10 protein-coding genes, 1 pseudogene and 1 riboswitch are annotated in these 17,352 nt (G+C 65.1%); of the genes and pseudogenes, 6 read left to right on the plus strand and 5 right to left on the minus strand.

The window, feature by feature from the left end; all coding sequences use genetic code 11:
- Positions 1-148, plus strand: a pseudogene (locus A7D16_RS22380) (IS110 family transposase); the annotation flags it as partial.
- 413 nt (positions 149-561) lie between these two features.
- Positions 562-1,884 carry an L-fuconate dehydratase gene (locus A7D16_RS06850; protein ID WP_064631099.1) on the plus strand — a complete coding sequence of 441 codons (1,323 nt, stop codon included), beginning with the start codon at positions 562-564 and terminating at the stop codon, positions 1,882-1,884.
- A gap of 304 nt (positions 1,885-2,188) precedes the next feature.
- Here A7D16_RS06850 and A7D16_RS06855 read toward each other — a convergent pair whose 3' ends face one another.
- Positions 2,189-2,548 carry an L-fucose mutarotase gene (locus tag A7D16_RS06855; protein ID WP_064631101.1) on the minus strand — a complete coding sequence of 120 codons (360 nt, stop codon included), beginning with the start codon at positions 2,546-2,548 and terminating at the stop codon, positions 2,189-2,191.
- A gap of 2 nt (positions 2,549-2,550) precedes the next feature.
- Positions 2,551-3,852 carry an L-fucose:H+ symporter permease gene (gene fucP / locus A7D16_RS06860; protein WP_064631103.1) on the minus strand — a complete coding sequence of 434 codons (1,302 nt, stop codon included), beginning with the start codon at positions 3,850-3,852 and terminating at the stop codon, positions 2,551-2,553.
- 179 nt (positions 3,853-4,031) lie between these two features.
- Here fucP and A7D16_RS06865 point away from each other — a divergent pair, with 179 nt between their 5' ends.
- Together A7D16_RS06865 and A7D16_RS06870 are read left to right on the plus strand one after the other, a co-directional pair.
- Entirely contained in the window at positions 4,032-4,781 is a 750-nt protein-coding gene (locus A7D16_RS06865) for an IclR family transcriptional regulator (RefSeq protein WP_064631105.1), read from the plus strand.
- Positions 4,782-5,394: 613 nt separating this feature from the next.
- Positions 5,395-5,568, plus strand: a riboswitch (yybP-ykoY riboswitch).
- Between the two features lies 1 nt (position 5,569).
- Positions 5,570-6,151 (plus strand): manganese efflux pump MntP, encoded by a 582-nt coding sequence (locus A7D16_RS06870; protein WP_064631189.1) that lies wholly within the window; start codon positions 5,570-5,572, stop codon positions 6,149-6,151.
- Between the two features lie 181 nt (positions 6,152-6,332).
- Here the strand turns inward: A7D16_RS06870 and A7D16_RS06875 are convergent, their stop codons facing one another.
- The 3 genes from A7D16_RS06875 to A7D16_RS06885 form a co-directional block, all read right to left on the minus strand.
- Positions 6,333-9,782, minus strand: a complete 3,450-nt coding sequence (locus A7D16_RS06875) for a hybrid sensor histidine kinase/response regulator (protein ID WP_064631107.1) — start codon at positions 9,780-9,782, stop codon at positions 6,333-6,335.
- Between the two features lie 506 nt (positions 9,783-10,288).
- Entirely contained in the window at positions 10,289-12,688 is a 2,400-nt protein-coding gene (locus A7D16_RS06880) for a GH36-type glycosyl hydrolase domain-containing protein (protein WP_064631109.1), read from the minus strand.
- A gap of 2 nt (positions 12,689-12,690) precedes the next feature.
- On the minus strand, positions 12,691-14,073 hold the full coding sequence (locus A7D16_RS06885) for an MFS transporter (protein ID WP_064631111.1): 1,383 nt from the start codon (positions 14,071-14,073) through the stop codon (positions 12,691-12,693).
- Between the two features lie 156 nt (positions 14,074-14,229).
- Between A7D16_RS06885 and A7D16_RS06890 the strand changes: the two genes are divergently transcribed.
- Both A7D16_RS06890 and A7D16_RS06895 read left to right on the plus strand, forming a co-directional pair.
- The gene (locus A7D16_RS06890; RefSeq protein WP_064631113.1) at positions 14,230-14,814 is read left to right on the plus strand and encodes a gluconokinase; all 585 of its coding nucleotides are present in this window, start codon (positions 14,230-14,232) and stop codon (positions 14,812-14,814) included.
- 695 nt (positions 14,815-15,509) lie between these two features.
- Positions 15,510-17,243, plus strand: a complete 1,734-nt coding sequence (locus A7D16_RS06895; RefSeq protein ID WP_064631114.1) for an outer membrane protein assembly factor BamB family protein — start codon at positions 15,510-15,512, stop codon at positions 17,241-17,243.
- The last annotated feature ends 109 nt before the right edge of the window (positions 17,244-17,352 follow it).

Below are 17,352 nucleotides of genomic sequence, written 5' to 3' on the forward strand. Positions count from 1 at the left end.
CTTCAACCCGGCCCTGCGCGAGTTTTACCAGCGGCTACGCACGCAGGGCAAAGCGGGCAAGGTCGCCCTCGTGGCGGCGATGCGCAAATTATTGGTCATCCTCAACGCCAAGATGCGAGATCAACTGGCGGCTAGCGCCGCCAGTTGATCAAGACAGTTGCTCTCCCCTCGGGAGAGGGGTTGGGGTGAGGGTACGTAGCGATGTGTTCGAGCAGCTGTTCGCGATGTCCTTTGTTTTTAGGCCTGGCGTGTCGGCACGTGTGTCGATGTGTCATACGCATTTAAGCGGTGTGCGGGTACGTGGAACGTCCAGACGCTATAGCGCTTCGATGGCGATACGCAGTTGGTCGTTTAATCGATTCAGTGATTTGAGTTGCATCCGCTTGAATCACTGCAGCGCTTCAACATCTTCAGCGCTAAGCGTTCGTACCCTCACCCCAACCCCTCTCCCGGTGGGAGAGGGGCTCAAGCGCGCTTCACTGCTGGCGTTTTCTTAACCCGTAGTGCTTCCACCTATTTTATTCCGCCGTTTCACTTCCCGCTTCCATCGCCAGGACTTTCATGAGCACCATCATCGCCCTCGAGACCCACGACGTCCGCTTCCCCACTTCGCGCGAGCTCGATGGGTCGGACGCGATGAATCCGGATCCGGATTACTCCGCCGCCTATGTCGTGCTGCGCACCGATGCGCCGGATGACCTGGCCGGCTACGGCCTGGTGTTCACCATCGGCCGCGGCAACGATGTGCAGACCGCTGCGGTGGCCGCACTGGCCGAGCACGTGGTCGGCCTGCGCGTGGATGAGGTCATCGCCGACCTCGGCGCCTTCGCGCGCCGGCTCACCAACGATTCGCAGCTGCGCTGGCTGGGCCCGGAAAAGGGCGTCATGCACATGGCCATCGGCGCGGTGATCAATGCCGCCTGGGACCTGGCTGCACGCGCCGCGAAAAAACCGTTGTGGCGCTACATTGCCGAACTCACGCCCGAGCAGTTGGTCGACACCATCGACTTCCGCTACCTCACCGATGCGCTCACCCGCGACGAAGCGCTGAGCATGCTGCGCGCTGCCGAACCGCAGCGCGCGCAACGCATCGCGCAGTTGATCGAACAAGGCTACCCGGCCTACACCACCTCGCCCGGCTGGCTCGGTTATTCTGACGAAAAGCTGGTGCGGCTGGCCAAGGAAGCGGTGGCCGATGGCTTCCGCACCATCAAGCTCAAGGTCGGCGCCAACGTGCAGGACGACATCCGTCGCTGCCGCCTGGCACGCGAAGCGATCGGCCCGGACATCGCGATGGCAGTCGATGCCAATCAACGTTGGGACGTGGGCCCGGCGATCGACTGGATGCGCCAGCTGGCCGAATTCGACCTCGCCTGGATCGAAGAACCCACCAGCCCGGACGATGTGCTCGGCCACGCCGCCATCCGCAAGGGCATCACCCCGGTGCCGGTCTCCACCGGCGAGCACACCCAGAACCGCGTGGTGTTCAAGCAGCTGCTGCAGGCCGGCGCGGTGGACCTGATCCAGATCGACGCCGCCCGCGTGGGCGGGGTCAACGAAAACCTCGCCATCCTGCTGCTGGCTGCCAAGTTCAACGTGCGCGTCTTCCCGCACGCCGGCGGTGTCGGTCTGTGCGAGCTGGTGCAGCATCTGGCCATGGCCGATTTCGTCGCCATCACCGGCAAGATGGAAGACCGCGCGATCGAATTCGTCGACCACCTGCACCAGCACTTCCTCGACCCGGTGCGTATCCAGCACGGCCGCTATCTGGCACCCGAAGTTCCGGGTTTTTCCGCAGAAATGCATGCCGCCTCGATTGCGGAATTCAGCTATCCGCACGGACGTTTCTGGGTCGAAGACCTGGCTGCCAGCGCGAAAGGCTGAGCCTACGACCCCTCATCCGCCCTTCGGGCACCTTCTCCCGCGCGCGGGAGAAGGTGCCCGAAGGTCTGGGGATGCGCAGGCCGGCCATGGCCGGGCGGGATGGTGAGTCAGCAGGCTTGGCGCTGCGGGTCGGCGCTTCTGGGGCCAGGTCTTGGGCCTGGCGGAACAACGGGTGGCTGACACGCAGCCCGCTACAGACACCAAGCAGGTGGGGTGCATGGCGCAGACGCACCACCGCCCCGGTGCCAACGCCGAATACGCCCTTCTCCCGCCTGCGGGAGAAGGTGCGTATGAGGGCGCGGGCTCAGCGCTGCGCCTGGATCGCTTCGCTCAATGCAAAGATGCGCCCGGCCTCGCGCCACTTTTCTCCAGGCGCACTGCCCGGCAGCGCTTTCTGGAACCGCCACATCAGGTCTTCCCACGCCTGAATCCGTGGGTCGGCGGCATCGCGCGCCGCCTTGGCCCTAGGGTCGTAGTCGTCGCCGACGTCCATCAGCATCACCAGCCGGTCGCCACTGCGAAAGATCTCCAGCTCACGAATGCCGGCCTGCTGCAGCGAGGCCACCACCTCCGGCCACACCTTGCCGGGCTGATGCCAGCGCTCGTATTCGGCAATCAGCGCGGCATCGTCGTGCAGGTCCAGCACATAGCAAAGACGCGGCATGCTCAGGCTCCTGCAATTACAGGCGCAGCGCGACGTGCGCGCAACGCGAACACCAAAATCACCGCGAAGCAGGCGCCTGGCACGACCATCGCCCAATGGATGCCGGCCATGTCCGACACCGCGCCCATCACTGCGGTGAGCAGCGCGCCGCCAATGATGGACATCACCAGCAACGAGGACCCCAGCTTGCGGGCATCGTCATGCATGCCGTCCAGGCCCAACGCGAAGATGGTCGGAAACATCACCGACATGAACACGCTTGCAGCCACCAGCGCGTACAAGCCGGTCCAGCCCGGCAACGCGATGGCAACGGCGCACAACACCAGATTGATCGTGGCAAAACTGGCCAGCAATTTGGCCGGCGCCAGATAGCGCAACAGCGCAGTGCCCACGAAGCGCCCGGCCATGAACAACACCAGCGAAATGGTCAGATACGTGGCGGCGGTTTTTTCCGGCGTACCGGGAACGGCATCCTGCAGATAGCGGATCAGGTAGCTCCAGATGCCGACCTGCGCGCCCACGTAAAAGAACTGCGCCACCACCGAAAACACGAACAGCCGGTTACGCAGCAGTTCGCTGAAGCGGGCGCGCCTGGGTGCCACGCCGGCATCGGCCTCCGGCGCGCCGGTGGGGAAGCGCACCAGCGCGATCAGGATCGCCCATAGCACCACCACCACGCCGATGATCAGGTACGGCATCTGCACGGCCGACGATTCGGTGGCGAAGAATGCCTCGCGCGCCGCCGGCGCCATCGCCGCCAACTCGGCCGGGGTGTGCTCCACGCCGGAGAAGATGAAGTGCTGGCCCACCAGCACGCCAGTGATCGAGCCGAGCGGGTTGAATGCCTGCGCAAGGTTCAGCCGCCGCGCCGCGCCGTCGGCGGGCCCCAGCACGGTCACCAGCGGGTTGGCGGTGGTTTCCAGAAACGCAAGACCGCTGGCGATCACGAACAACGCCAGCAGGAACAGCCAATAGGTATGCACCTGCGCGGCCGGGTAAAACAAGAACGCCCCGCAGGCATACAGCAGCAAGCCGAGCACCACCGCGGCCTTGTAGCTGTAGCGGCGCATGAACATCGCCGCCGGCATCGCGAACACGAAATAGCCCATGTAGAAGGCGCTTTGCACCAATCCGGCCTGCAGGTCGGTCAGTTCGAAGGCCTTCTTGAACTGCTTGATCAGGATGTCGTTGAGGTTGTTGGCCATGCCCCATAAAAAGAACAGGCTGACGATCAACAACAGGGGAACCATGGCGGTACGCGCCAGGTTGCCGCGCGGTGACGCGGTAATGTCACTGTGATGCATGCGACCGATCCCCTCCCAAGGCTGTGGCGCTTGCGTTGCAATCCGGCGAGCGTACTGCGCACGCCGACGCCATGCAAATATAAAATCTTTGTTTATATTTGCACGCACAGCATCCCCCTGACCCCTGCCGCGCTGCCTGTACCCTGGCGCACCGCAGCCTTGCCTGGAGCCGCAAACGGATGAGCACCGAACCCGCCAAGTACCGGGCGCCTGCGTTGGACAAGGGCCTGGACATCCTCGAACTGCTGGCCCGCCAGGCCCAGCCGATGAGCATGGGCGCGATCTCGCAGGGCATCGGCCGTTCGCGCGGGGAGATCTTTCGCATGCTGCAGGTACTGGAAGAGCGCGGCTATCTCACCCGCGATGGCGAAGGCGACTATGTGCTGACCAACCGGCTGTTCATGCTCGGCATGCAGCAGCCGCAGGTGCAGAGCATCAGCGAAGCGGCCTTGCCGGTGATGCGTCGGCTGGCCGATGCGATCTATCAACCCTGCCACCTGGTGGCGCCGTCGGGCGACCAGATCGTGGTGATCGCGCAGATGGACGTGCCCAGCGACCTGGGCCTGGTGGTGCGCCCGGGCCACCGCCGCCCGTTGACGCATTCCAGCTCCGGGCTGGTGCTGTTCGCCTTCCAGCAGCCGGAGGTACAGGCACGCTGGCTGGACATGCTCGACGCCAGCGAGGTGCCGTTCGAGCGCGCGCAGTTCCTGGCCGCTGCCGCGCAGGCGCGCAACGATGGCTACGCCATGCAACCCAGCGAGGCGGTGGTGGGCGTGGTCGACCTGACCGCACCCATCCTGCAACGCGGCAGCGCCACCTATACGCTCACCGTGCCCTTCATCGCACGCCGCCCGGAACTGGTTGGCCCGCAAGCGGCCTTACAGGCCTTGTGTGCGGCCACTGCCGAGATTTCCGCCGCGTTGCTGTAGCCGCGGCGCGCGCCGGGAGTCCGATTCGGCGCGCTAGCAGCTTGCGTCGGCGCTGGTTGTTGCGGTTGCCCGCGTCTGGCGGCTGACTCCTGGTGTCTACCTGCTGCGCGGCTGGCCGTTCGCTTACAGCACTGCCTGATCATTCCGCCATGCTGCGATGGCAACCTGGGCATCGCACTCGACTCCACGGCTTCGCAAGCACCCCCTGCGACATCGCAAACCGCGCAAACCGAAGCGCTGGGGGAGATCGCTGCATCGTTGCTGGTGGCTGCATCGACGGCTTGAAAGTCGGCACCGAAGTGCTGGCTCTTGCACGCGCGGCCACACATGAAATGCCATCGTGCACTGCTTGCAGCACACCCCCACATCGGCGGCTTTTCCCGCGCTCATCGCTGCTTGCATCACCGGCATGAAATCCGTTCGTCACTATAGCCAAGGCTATCGCACGCCACATCGGTCCGTTGCGTGGACGTGTTTCCCCGGCTTTGACGCGTTTAAAAAGGCAAAAAACTCCATCAACCCGCGTCGCAATAGCCACGGCTATAAAGATCAGACCGACCTTCGCGTGCAGTGCAGACGCACCGAACGCTGCAATGCGTTGGTACACTGCGCGCCCCCTTGGGGAGTAGCCTGCTTTCGTCCATCGGAAGCGCCTGCATCAACATACTCGGCCGTTGCGCCGTGGTGCAGGCAACCAATCGTGGTTTGGCGAGACCAGCGGCATGCGCGCACAACAACGGTTGGCGCGGGCGCATGCCGGTGTGACCGTGCCCAACCCGAGAATGGCGATGTCCCCTTATTCCATTGTGTTGATCGGCTTTGCGATGTCCACCGATGCGTTTGCCGCAGCGATCGGCAAGGGCGCGGCGATGCGCAAGCCGCAGTGGCGCGATGCGCTGCGCGCGGGGCTGATTTTTGGCTGCATCGAAGCGATCACGCCCGTGATTGGCTGGCTGTTGGGCCGCGCCGCCTCCAGCCATTTGCAGGCGTTCGATCACTGGATCGCCTTCGGCCTGCTGGGCGCCCTGGGCGTGCACATGATCGTGGCCGGCCTGCGCGCCGATCCCGATGACGCCAACGACCAAGACGATGCGCCCAAGAAAAACGGCATGCTTGCACTGGCTGCCACCGGCTTTGCCACCAGCATCGATGCGATGGCAGTGGGCGTCAGCCTGGCGTTTCTCGATGTGCATATCGGCGTGGTGGCGGTGGTGGTGGGGTTGTGCACCTTCAGCATGGTCACCGCAGGCGTCATGCTGGGCCGCGTGCTCGGCAACCTGATTGGCAAGCGCGCCGAAATCCTCGGCGGTGTGATCCTGGTGATCGTCGGCAGCGTGATCCTGTACGAACACCTGCGCGGCGCGGCATAGCGCAAGGCTGTTTTGCGTAGGAGCGCGCTGGCGCGCGATGAAGCGTGATCGCTAAGCCCAATCGCGCGTTAGCGCGTTCCAACAATGCATGGCCTTGCTGTGCACGCGAAGAGGCATTGCCGCATTTTCAAGCAATGCCGCGTGCATCCTGCATCTCCCGGTGATGCACTCGATGCACCCGTCAGCGCTTCTTCGCATCGTGGTACGCACTCAAAAACGCGCGCAGCGAAGCCGGCTTCACCGGTTTGGTCAGCAGGCGGTAGCCGCGTTCGCGCGCAAGCTGCTTGAGCTCGTCGCGACCGTCGGCGGTGAGCAGGGCACCGGCGATCGGTGCGGTTGCCGCGGCCTGCACGGCGTCGAGCGTATCCAGGCCATCCAGGCGGTCGTGCAGGTGGTAATCCACCAGCATCACATCCGGTTGCTCGCGCGCGCAGGCCAGCGCCTGATCCACGGTGCTGGCGGTGATCACCTCCACCTGCCAGCGGCCGAACAGCGCGCGCATGCCATCGAGGATTTCGCGGTCGTTGTCCACGCATAGCACGCGCAGGCCGGCCAGCGACTCACCATTGGGCCGCACACGTGCGGCCGGCACCGGCAACAACGGCGCCACCGGCACCGGCGCCACGCGCGGCAACAGAATCGAGAACATGCTGCCGCAACCGACCTGGCTGCGCGCACTCAGATCGTGATCGAGCAGGCGCGAGATGCGTTGGCAGATCGACAAGCCCAACCCGAGGCCCTGCTCGCCCCAATCGAACGGCTGCTGATAGCGACGGAACTCTTCGAAGATCTGCCGCATGTGATGCTCGGGGATGCCCGGGCCGGTGTCCCACACCTGCAGTTCCACATGGTCGCCGCGCCCGCGCATGCCCAGCACGATGCGGCCCTGGCGCGTGTAACGCAGCGCATTGGCCAGGAAGTTCTGCATCACCCGACGCAGCAAACGGCGGTCGCTGCGCACCCAGATCGGCCGGCTATGCACCTGCAAACGCAAGCCGCGGCTGGACGCCACCGGCGCGTATTGCGCGGCCAATTCGTGCATCAGCGCGCTGGCATCAAAGTCTTCGACCGTAGGGCGCAGCCCGCCGGCGTCCAGCCGCGAGACGTCGAGCAGGCCGTCAAGCAATTCTTCGGCCGCACGCAGCGAGGCATCCACACGCTCGGCCAGGTGGCGCTGCTCTTCGTTGTGCTGATGGCTCTCGCGCAATGCGGACGCAAACAGCCGCGCGGCATTGAGCGGCTGCAGCACGTCGTGGCTGATGGCGGCCAGAAAGCGCGTCTTGGACTGCTGCGCCAGCTCGGCTTCACGTGAGCGATCAGCCACGCGTTGTTCCAGGTTTTCGTTGGCGTCCAGCAGCGCGCGCTCGGCGCGTTTGTAGTCGGTGATGTCGTTGTAACTGGTGACATAGCCGCCGCCGGGCAGCGCCTGGCCACGCATTTCGATCACCTTGCCGTCGCTGCGGGTGCGCTCGAACACATGTGGCGAGCCGGCACGCATGTGGCGGATACGGCGGTCGATCTGGTCTTCGATATCGCCTTCGCCCAACTCGCCACGCTCGGCGTTGTAGCGGATCAGGTCGGCCACCGGGCGGCCCACATACAACATGCCATCGGGATACCCGAACAGCTGCTGGTAGCGGCGATTCCACGCGGTCAGGCGCATTTCCGGGTCGACCACGCTGACCGCGGCGCTGATGTTTTCCAGCGTGGTAGAGAGAATCTCGCGATTGAAGCGCAGCTCCTGGCCGGCTTCGTCCAGCACCGCCACCACCTCGCCCAGTTCCATGCCCGAACCGCGCAACAGGCTGGTCAGCACCAGCCGTGCGGAGGCGGCACCGATCGATGCGGCCAGCAGGCGCTCGGTGAACTGCACCCAGGCGCGGTCGGCCACCACGGTCGGCTGCAGCTCGCGCTCCAGCAGCAAGGCCTGGTCGACGAAGGCGCGATGCGCATGCCGCTCACCCACCACGCGCTCGGCCAGGGCTTGCAGATCGGCCACGCGCACATGCCCAGGCCAGTCGCCAGCCACTGCCGGACGCTGCGCATATGGGTCCAGAAACGGTGCTGCACGCAGCCGCTCGTCCACACCCGGACGCCAGCGTGCGGAAACCAGCATCATCGCGCCGACGTTGATCAGCAGCGACCAGAACGTGCCGTGCGCCAGCGGGTCCCAGCCGCGCATGCCGAACAACTGCTGCGGCTGCAGCCACGCGATGCCGAATGGCCCGTCCGCCAGCCACTCCGGCTGCAGCCAGCCCGCATGCGTAGCCGCCGGCAGCAGCAGCGTATAGATCCAGGTCATGAAGCCGAGCACCATGCCGGTTTCCACGCCCTTACGGCTGGCACCGCGCCAATACAGCCCGCCGATCACGCCCGGCGCGAACTGCGCCACTGCCGCAAACGCCATCAAGCCATAGGCCGCCAGCGTGGTGCCGTTGGCCACGCTGCGGTGATAGCCGTAGGCGACCAGCGCCAGCAGCAAAATGGCGACGCGGCGGATCCACAGCACCCGCGAAGCCACCGCCGCCCGCGCATCGGCGCTGACGCGGCGGCGCAGCAGCACCGGCATCACCAGGTCGTTGCTGACCATGGTGGCCAGCGCGATGCTGGCCACGATCACCATGCCGGTGGCCGCCGAAAAACCGCCCACGTAAGCCACCAGCGCCAGCACCGTGTTGCCCTGGCTCAGCGGCAGCGCCAGCACCACCGCATCGTCCACCACCGCACTGCCCTTGCCGAACAGCGCGATGCCGGCCGAGGCGATCGGCACCACCATCGCCGAAATGATCACCAGGTACGCACCGAACAACCAGCGCGCGCGGCGGATGTCGCCGACATCGCTGCATTCCACCACCGCCACATGGAATTGCCGCGGCAGGCAGATCACCGCCAGAAAGCTCAGCAGCGTCTGCGAAATGAAGCCCACCGACGGCGTGTGTTCGAACAAGGTGCGCGCCGAATCGGCGATATGCAGCTGGTGGTCGCTCAACCACAGCCAGGCGAACAAGCCCACCGCCACGATGGCGATCAACTTGATCACCGACTCCAGCGCAATGGCCAGCATCATGCCGTGATGGTGTTCGGTGGCATCCACCTGGCGGGTGCCGAACAAGGTGGCGAACAAGGCCATCAACAGCGCCACATACAACGCCGGGTCGGCGAAGATGCCGCGCCCGGCACTGCTATGCCCGGTCAGCACCTCCAGGCTCATTGCCACCGCTTTGTACTGCAGCGCCAGGTACGGCACGATGCCGACCAACGCGATCACCGCCACCAATGCGGCCAGCCGCCGCGAGCGGCCATAGCGCGATGAAATGAAATCGGCGATGGACACGGTGTTTTCGGCCCGTGCGATCAGCGCCAGCCGCTCGATGATGCGCCAGCCGAACAGCAGCAACAGCAGCGGGCCGAGATAAATCGGCAGATAGCCGATGCCGTTGCGCACTGCCGAGCCCACTGCGCCGTAGAACGTCCACGACGAGCAGTACACCGCCAACGCCAGGCTGTAGACCGCCGGCCGCAGCCAGGGCCGGTCCGGATACATCGGCCGGCGGTCGCCCCACCACGCCACGCCAAACAGCAGCGCGGCGTAGCCGAGCGAAACCAGCAGCAGGATCCAGCTTGATACCAAGGTGCATTCCCAGGCGGTGCGATGCGAGCCTGGAGTTTACGCAGTGGAATTGGGGATTGGGGAATCGTGCCTGACTGCTTGGCGGAGGATGAGGCTCTGGAAGTTCCTGCCGTCTTGCAGGAGGCGTGGTGTCGTCATGTAGGCGGTCCGCGCTGCCGGGACGCCGGTGCTTTGAATCAGCCCCTGACCAGGGGCATCGGGCTGAGGGTCAAACGCTCCCCATCCGCCCTTCGGGTACCTTCCCCCGCGGGCGGGAGAAGGTACCGCGGTTGCGGTGTGCCACGCACCGGCCTGTCGCATATCCGGCCCACCAGGCCAGCCATGCGGCAGGAGGCGTCTGCCGCATGGCTGTACGAGATTGTGCACGGTCGGTCCACATGCACCGTTACGGTCGGGCGACGCTGCGCCGTTGTCGCGATCAGCCGATGATGCGGCGGCTACCCGGTGTTGGCCGCTCCCCTCTCCCGCCTGCGGGAAAGGGTGCCCGGAGGGCGGGTGAGGGCCGCTCAGCCCGGCAGCCGCACCTGCACCCGATACACCCGACCGGCGGTCACCGAGTGCACGTGCTGGTCCGCGCTGACCACGCCATCCACCAGCACCTCCGTCGCCACGCGTCCGGCTTCGCGCTGCAGCTGTACTTCGAACTGCGCACCACGGAACTGGCGCGTCACCTGCGCGTGCGGCCAATGCGACGGCAGCTGCGGGCGGATCGCCAGTGCGTCGCCCTCGCCGACCAGCCCGAACAAACCTTCCAGCACGCAGCGATACACCCACGCCACCGTGCCGGTGTTGAACAACTGGCTGGACCGCCCGGCGGTACGCGGGTACTGATGCCACGCGCCACGGTAGTAGTTGGGCAGCGACACCGGCAGATGGCCGCGTTGCAGCACGTCCTCGCGCGTCGGGCCCGGCAGCATCGCGCGCAGGATCTCCCACGCGCGGTCGGCCTCGCCGATCTGGTACAGGCTGTACAGGTAGAACGCCACCGCATGGTTGTAGACCGCCCCGTTCTCTGCCGCGCCCGGCCACTTCTGGGTCAACCGCCCCACGTCGTCGCGCATGTGGGTGTAGGCCGGCGCCAGCATCACCGGTCCATACGGCGTATGCAGCTGCTCGCGTACCGCCTCCAATAGCGCCGCGCGTTGCTGCGCATCCGCGGTGCCGGCCAGCAGCGCAAAACTCTGCGGATTGAGATAGATGCGCCCCTCCACATCCTCGGCGATGCCGAAACGCACACCGTCGTCGGTGATGCCGCGCGCATACCAGTTGCCGTCCCACAGCTCACGGTTGGCGTCGGCATTGACCGCGGCCACCGCCTGGCCAAATCTTTCCGCCTGTGCGCTGCGTCCGTGCGCAGCGCAGATGCTCGACCACAGCCGCAGCGCGTAAGCCGTCGCCACGGTCAGCCAGCCGGACACGCCCTTGCCGCGCCAGCCGACCATGTTCATCGGGTCGTTCCAGTCACCCTGGGCGATGAAGCTCAACCCGCGTGCATCGCGTGCGTCCAGCAACCATTGCATGGCCGCATCCAGCCGCTCGGCCACGGTGAGCGCCTGGCCGTCCTGCGTGCGGACCACTGCCTCCAGCACGCTGGCATCGCCGGTTTCGGCCAGATACGCGCTCAGGAAGATCGGCAACCACACGCAGTGGTCGGTATGCGGTACCTGGTTGATGTATTTGAGCTCGGCGCCTTCCACCAGCAGGATGCCGTCCGGCATCGCCCCGCTGGGTTCCTGCTGCGACAGCGCATGCAGCAGCGCCGCACGCGCGGTGGCCGGCTGCAGATAGGCCATGCCCATGTGGTCCTGCAGATAATTGCGCGTCTGCGGATCGGTGCTCAGGCGATTGACGTCGCCGTGATAGAACACCTGACGCGGCAGCCAATGGTTGACCAGGTTGTCCAACGCTGCATCCGGCGTGGCGATCTGCACGCAGCCATGGCCGGCCTGCAGGTACTGCGCATACTCACGCGCCGCTTGCGCAAAGCCTGCTTCCGACAGGTAGCGCGCACGCAGTGCGGCAATTTCTGCATCGTCCTTGGCCGGCCCGAATGCGAAGCGGTACACGCTGGCCGCATCGGCCTCCAGCTGCAGACGATATTGCAACGCGGCGGCCGGTGTTTCGTAATGCGCCTGGCTGTTGCCCAGCTGTTCGGCCTGGATGGCAGAGGGCGCATGCAACCCGCCCTCGCCTTCGAAGGCTAACTGCTGCGCGTCCCACGCTACCGGCGGCTGTTCGTGCAGCAGGAAGGTGCAGTCCTTGAAATCGCGCTGGCGAAAGTAGTCGTCCACTTTTTGATACGGCGCCACGCTACGGCAGACGATGCCGCCCAGCGCCGGCTCGTAGCCGCCGGCCTGATGCATCCAGGACATGTAACCCACCGGGAAATACACATATAGGCTCAGCCTGCGCGCGCGCCCGGAACCGTTGTGCACACGGCATTCCCACAGTTCCACCGCATCGTCGGTGGGCAGGGCCACGCACAGCTCCACCACGATGTCGTCATGCTGCACGCGCCAACGCACATCGTGCTTGCCCGCAGAAAATTCGAATGCCTGCGGCTGCGCGCGCACCGGCTCGTGCGGCACCGAGTACAGGGCACCGCTATCTTCATCCTTGAGATAGAAAAAGCGCCCGGGATGGTGCGCGTAATAAGGCTGTTCCGGCATCATGAAATTGCGCGCTTCCAGCACCGGCGCATGCGCGTACTTGGATGGCTCCGGCTGCATGAACTGGCCGGTGGCATAGCCACGGCAGGTGAGCTGCAACATCATGCGGCGGTTCCACAGGAAGCCGCCGGCAGTGGGCATGGCGGTGGGGCTGTAGAGCGCGTAGCGCGTGCCGTCGGCGCTGGGCGCCAGCAAGGTTGAAAGATCGTCGGACGCAGCAGTGGGCAGTGCAGACACAGTCAGGGGTGCTCCGGTTCGTCGCGCTTGCGCGCGGCCAGTTCAAGCTGGATGCGGCTCAACAAGCCATCGTCCAACGGATAGAAACGCATGGTCCAGGCGGCAAGCAGCGCGACCACACCGGGGATCACCGTCAGCAGCAGCACGATGCCGGTCAACGACCCGCTGGACTGCGCGCTGTTGGCCACATAGCCCATGCCGGCCAGAACCCAGGCGATACCGGCCGAGGCGAGCGCGCCGCCAAGCTTCTGCGAAAACGTGGCCGCCGCAAACGTCATCGCGGTCGCACGCCGGCCGGTGCGCCATTCGGTGTAGTCGGCGCTGTCGGCATACATCGAAAACGCCAACGGCGACTTCGGCCCCAATGCAAGGCCGATCAACATGTTCAACCCGAAGATCGCCCACACCGCATCGGCAGGCACGAAGTACATCGCACAGCTCAGCAGGCCAACGATCACCATCAGCCCGCACATCAGCTGGCGCTTGTCCCAGCGCCGGGTCAGCAGCGGCGTGATCGCCGCACCCACACCCAACGCCACCGAATAGCAGCCCAGGAACAGGCCGACCAGATCCGGGCGCTGCACGTAATACTTGAGGTAGTACACGCCCGAACCGCCGCGCATGGTGATGGTGATCATGATGATCAGCGACAGCACGAACAGCACGCACCACGGCTTGTTCTGCAACAGGTCGGCGATATCGCGGCGCACCGGCGTGCGTTGTTGCGGCGGCGGCTGCACGCGCTCGCGCGTGGTCAGGGCCACACCGACGAACAGCGCCACCGCGATGGCGCCATACAGCATCATCGTGCGCTGCCAGCCCAGCGCATCGTTGCCGCCGCCGAACCAGCGCACCAGATCCATCGTGAAGTAATTGACCAGCGTGGTGCCCGCAAACGCGCCGATGAAACGCAGGCTGATCAGCCCGGTACGCTGCTGGCTGTCGGCGGTGATCACGCCCGACAACGCCGAGTAGGGAATGCTCACCACCGTGTAGGCCAGCATCATCACCAGGAAGGTGATCGTGGCCCACACCATGCGGCCGGTCTGATCCAGCTCCGGTGTGGTGTAGGCAAGCACGCCGGTCAGCGCCATTGGTATCGCGCCCCACAACAGATATGGGCGGAACTTGCCCCAGCGGCTGCGGGTGCGGTCGGCGATGGCGCCCATGGCCGGGTCGGCGATCGCATCGGCGATCTTGGTCAACAAAATCATCGTGCCGACCGCAGCAGCCGGCAGGTGCAGGGTGTCGGTGTAGAAGATCAGCAGAAATGCCGAGATGTTGGCCCAATAGAGATTCAGGCCCAGATCGCCGGCGCCGTAGCCGAGCTTTTCGCGCCAGCGCAGGGGCGCCGATGCGGGAGACGTTGCGGGTGGTGACGTCATCGGCAGACCTTCGCATGCGTTGTACCCGGCCGGGCACGCCGTTACGCTGGGTGCCCGCTCACCTGGCAAGGAGCGCCGACGCTACACCACGCATCGGCTGCCGCCAACGTGAATCCGCTCGAATGCCGAATCTACCCAGAGATATAACCTGACGTGATGGACACCGCTGCACATGCCACGCCCGCGTCCGCTTCGCCGCTTGCCATCGTGGTGATGGGCGTCTCGGGCAGCGGCAAGACCACCATTGCGCAGGCCCTGGCAGCGCATCACGGCTTCCGGTTTCTGGATGCCGACGACTATCACAGCGTGGCCGCGCGCGCGCAGATGGCTGCCGGCCAGCCGCTTACCGACGCACTGCGTTTGCCGTGGGTGGAGCTGCTCTCGGCCACCTTGCGCGACTGCGTGCAGGCCGGCGAATCGGTGGTGCTGGCGTTCTCCGGTTTGCGCGCGACGCACCGTCAGTTGCTGCGTGGCAGCGGCGTGCCGATGCGCTTCGTGTTCCTGCATGCGGCCCCGCACGTGATCGCCGCCCGCCTGAGCGCGCGCGCCGGCCACTTCATGCCACCCACGCTGCTCGACAGCCAGCTGCAGACGCTGGAGCTTCCGCTGGACGAAGCGGATGTGGTGTCGGTGGACGTGGATGCCAGCGTGCCCGCAGTGGTGCAGGACGCGATCACGCAGCTGGCATCGATCGGTCCCGCTGCGGTGCAACACGCATCGCGCGCATCGGAACGCGTGTGAGTGGGTAGGCGCGATTGTCGCGTGAGGCATGAGGTGATTGCCGCCTAGTGTGCGGTACGAGTGTTTGCCCCTCGATACGCTTACTGGGTGCGATGTGCGATGTGAGGGTGCCGCTCCTGCTTTACGTTTGGCAACACCCTTCTCCCTGCGGGAGAAGGTGCCCCGAAGGGGCGGATGAGGGTACGGGCCACGCCTGCATGACCCATCCCACTGCAATCGCACACTCACGCGACACTCTTGCCACTACGCAGCCCGATCACGCATAGCGCCCAGCCCGCAAACCCCTTCGACGCAGCCGCAGAGCGCACTGAACCCGGCCACCTGCACAGCACACCAGCCTCATATCGCGCATCTCCCGCCACGCCTGAATCGCCGCAGCGCCACCTCCGCAAGGTTGCGCAAAATTTCCTGGTTACTTCTTGCAAACCACCGCATACCACGCAGATGCAGGCCAAATCGCACGAATCATTTTTTCTATCGCTGCCCCAGCAGATAGTGATGAATCATCACCATTTGTGCGAATAGCGAACACGATGAACGCAATTTTTCCGAGCTGGTTGCACCAGATGCAAACGGACCCGACCGCTCTCTGAATGCAGCGCCGTGCAGGTGTTGCGCGGTCAACTCAATCGTCCATCTTCGTTCGGCAGATCCGGGGGGATCCAGCGCTTCCTTCCATCTATGGACATGCCGTGATGACCAATTCCAAACGCCGTTTGCGGTTCCGCAGTTTGACGCTCGTTCCCTGCCTGCTGGTCAGTGCAGTGGCTTTCGCCCAGTCTGGCGCCACAACCGCGCAACAGCCGGTGTCGTCCCTGGATACCCAGGCGTTCGCGCGCTCCGGCGAAGTTTGGCGCAGCTTCGGCAGCAACCTCCCCTTCGCCAGCCCCAGCAGCTGGCCCACCGCCGGTGGCGGCTACTTCAATTCGCGCTTCGCTCCGGGTGAGTGGAAGATCAATCGCACCACCGTCAAAGGCCTCAAGCCGGCCTGGACGCTGACCACCACCGGCGACATCTCGGCCACGCCGAGCGTGGAAGGCGGCACCCTGTATGTGCCCGACTGGGGCGGCACCCTGTATAGCGTGGACACTCAGACCGGCAAGCCGAACTGGCAGGCCAAGTTGTCCGACTACACAGGCAACGCCGCCTCGGTGACGCGCAATACCCCGGCCATCAGTGCCAAGAGCATCATCGTCGGCGACCAAGCTGCAGGCACCGTACTGGCGCTCGACAAGAAGACCGGCAAGCTGCTGTGGTCGAGCACCGTCGAAGCCAACCCGCAGGCCCGCATCACTTCCTCGCCGGTGATCTACGGCAACCGCATCTACGTGGGCATCTCCTCCGGCGACTGGGGCAACCTGGACCCCACTCACACCTTCAGTTTCCGTGGCAGCGTGGTGGCGCTGGATCTGAACACCGGCAAGAAGGTGTGGCAGTTCTACAACGTGCCGGAGGGCTATAACGGTGCCGCGGTGTGGGGCCAGGTGGCCATCGATCCGATCAGCCGCCGCCTGTATTTCGGCACCGGCAACAACTACAGCGTTCCGGCCAATGTGGCCAATTGCGTGGCCAACATGCGCGCTTATCACAACGGTCCGGGAACGCCGATACGCGACGAACTCAACTGCATGGCACCGGACAACTATGTCGATTCAGTGATTTCACTGAATCTCGATAGCGGCAAGCTGGTCTGGGCCGATCGCGTCCAGGGCTATGACGCCTGGAACCTGTCCTGCATCGCAGCACCCACCAACGGGCTTTGCCCGAACACGGTGTACAAGGACCTGACCGGTCCGGATTACGACTTCAGCGGCGCCGGCGTCAACCTGTTCACCGTGCAGCGCAACGGCCGGTCGCAGCAACTGATCGGTGCCGGGCAGAAGAGCGGCATCTACTGGGCCTTCGACGCCAGAACCGGCGCCAGGGTGTGGTCCACCCAGGTCGGGCCGGGAGGCACCACCGGCGGCGTCGAATGGGGCACCGCGTTCGATCCGTACAAATCGCAGGTCTATGTGGCCATCAACAACAGTTCCAATGCCACCTATACGCTGGGCCCGGACAACACCGTCAGCCACAACGGTGGATCGTGGGCGGCGTTGGACGCAGCCACCGGCAAGATCAAGTGGCAGGTCAAGGTACCCGGCATCAACCGCGTCAATCCAACCGTACCTGCTGGCGGCCAGGGCTCGCTGACCGTGTCGCCGAACCTGCTGTATGCCGGTTCGATGGCCGGCAACATGGTCGCCCTCGACACCGATACCGGCGCCACGCTGTGGAACTACGAGGCCACCGGCTCGGTGATCAGCTCGCCCGCGATTGCGAACGGTGCGCTTTACTGGGGCGCCGGCTACGGCCGCTTCAACTTCGGCACGGCTGCAAGCAGCAACCAGCTGATCAAGTTCGTGCCGGACAGCAGCGCGGCCAAGTAAGCGTCAACGCAAGTGATCTGCGTTGAATGAGGCGTAGTCACGGCAGAGCGACGGCGCCACCTTCGGGTGGCGTCGTTGTGTGTGAGGTTGCCAGGGCCCTGACGCAGGA

Origin of the sequence: Xanthomonas nasturtii, assembly GCF_001660815.1 — a bacterium.
Taxonomy (GTDB): Bacteria; Pseudomonadota; Gammaproteobacteria; order Xanthomonadales; family Xanthomonadaceae; genus Xanthomonas; species Xanthomonas nasturtii.

Coding starts and splice junctions, on each gene's coding strand:
- A7D16_RS06850 (WP_064631099.1), top strand. CDS start 562: ATGAGCACCATCATCGCCCTCGAGACCCACGACGTCCGCTTCCCCACT.
- A7D16_RS06855 (WP_064631101.1), bottom strand. CDS start 2,548: ATGCCGCGTCTTTGCTATGTGCTGGACCTGCACGACGATGCCGCGCTG.
- fucP (WP_064631103.1), bottom strand. CDS start 3,852: ATGCATCACAGTGACATTACCGCGTCACCGCGCGGCAACCTGGCGCGT.
- A7D16_RS06865 (WP_064631105.1), top strand. CDS start 4,032: ATGAGCACCGAACCCGCCAAGTACCGGGCGCCTGCGTTGGACAAGGGC.
- A7D16_RS06870 (WP_064631189.1), top strand. CDS start 5,570: ATGTCCCCTTATTCCATTGTGTTGATCGGCTTTGCGATGTCCACCGAT.
- A7D16_RS06885 (WP_064631111.1), bottom strand. CDS start 14,073: ATGACGTCACCACCCGCAACGTCTCCCGCATCGGCGCCCCTGCGCTGG.
- A7D16_RS06890 (WP_064631113.1), top strand. CDS start 14,230: ATGGACACCGCTGCACATGCCACGCCCGCGTCCGCTTCGCCGCTTGCC.
- A7D16_RS06895 (WP_064631114.1), top strand. CDS start 15,510: ATGACCAATTCCAAACGCCGTTTGCGGTTCCGCAGTTTGACGCTCGTT.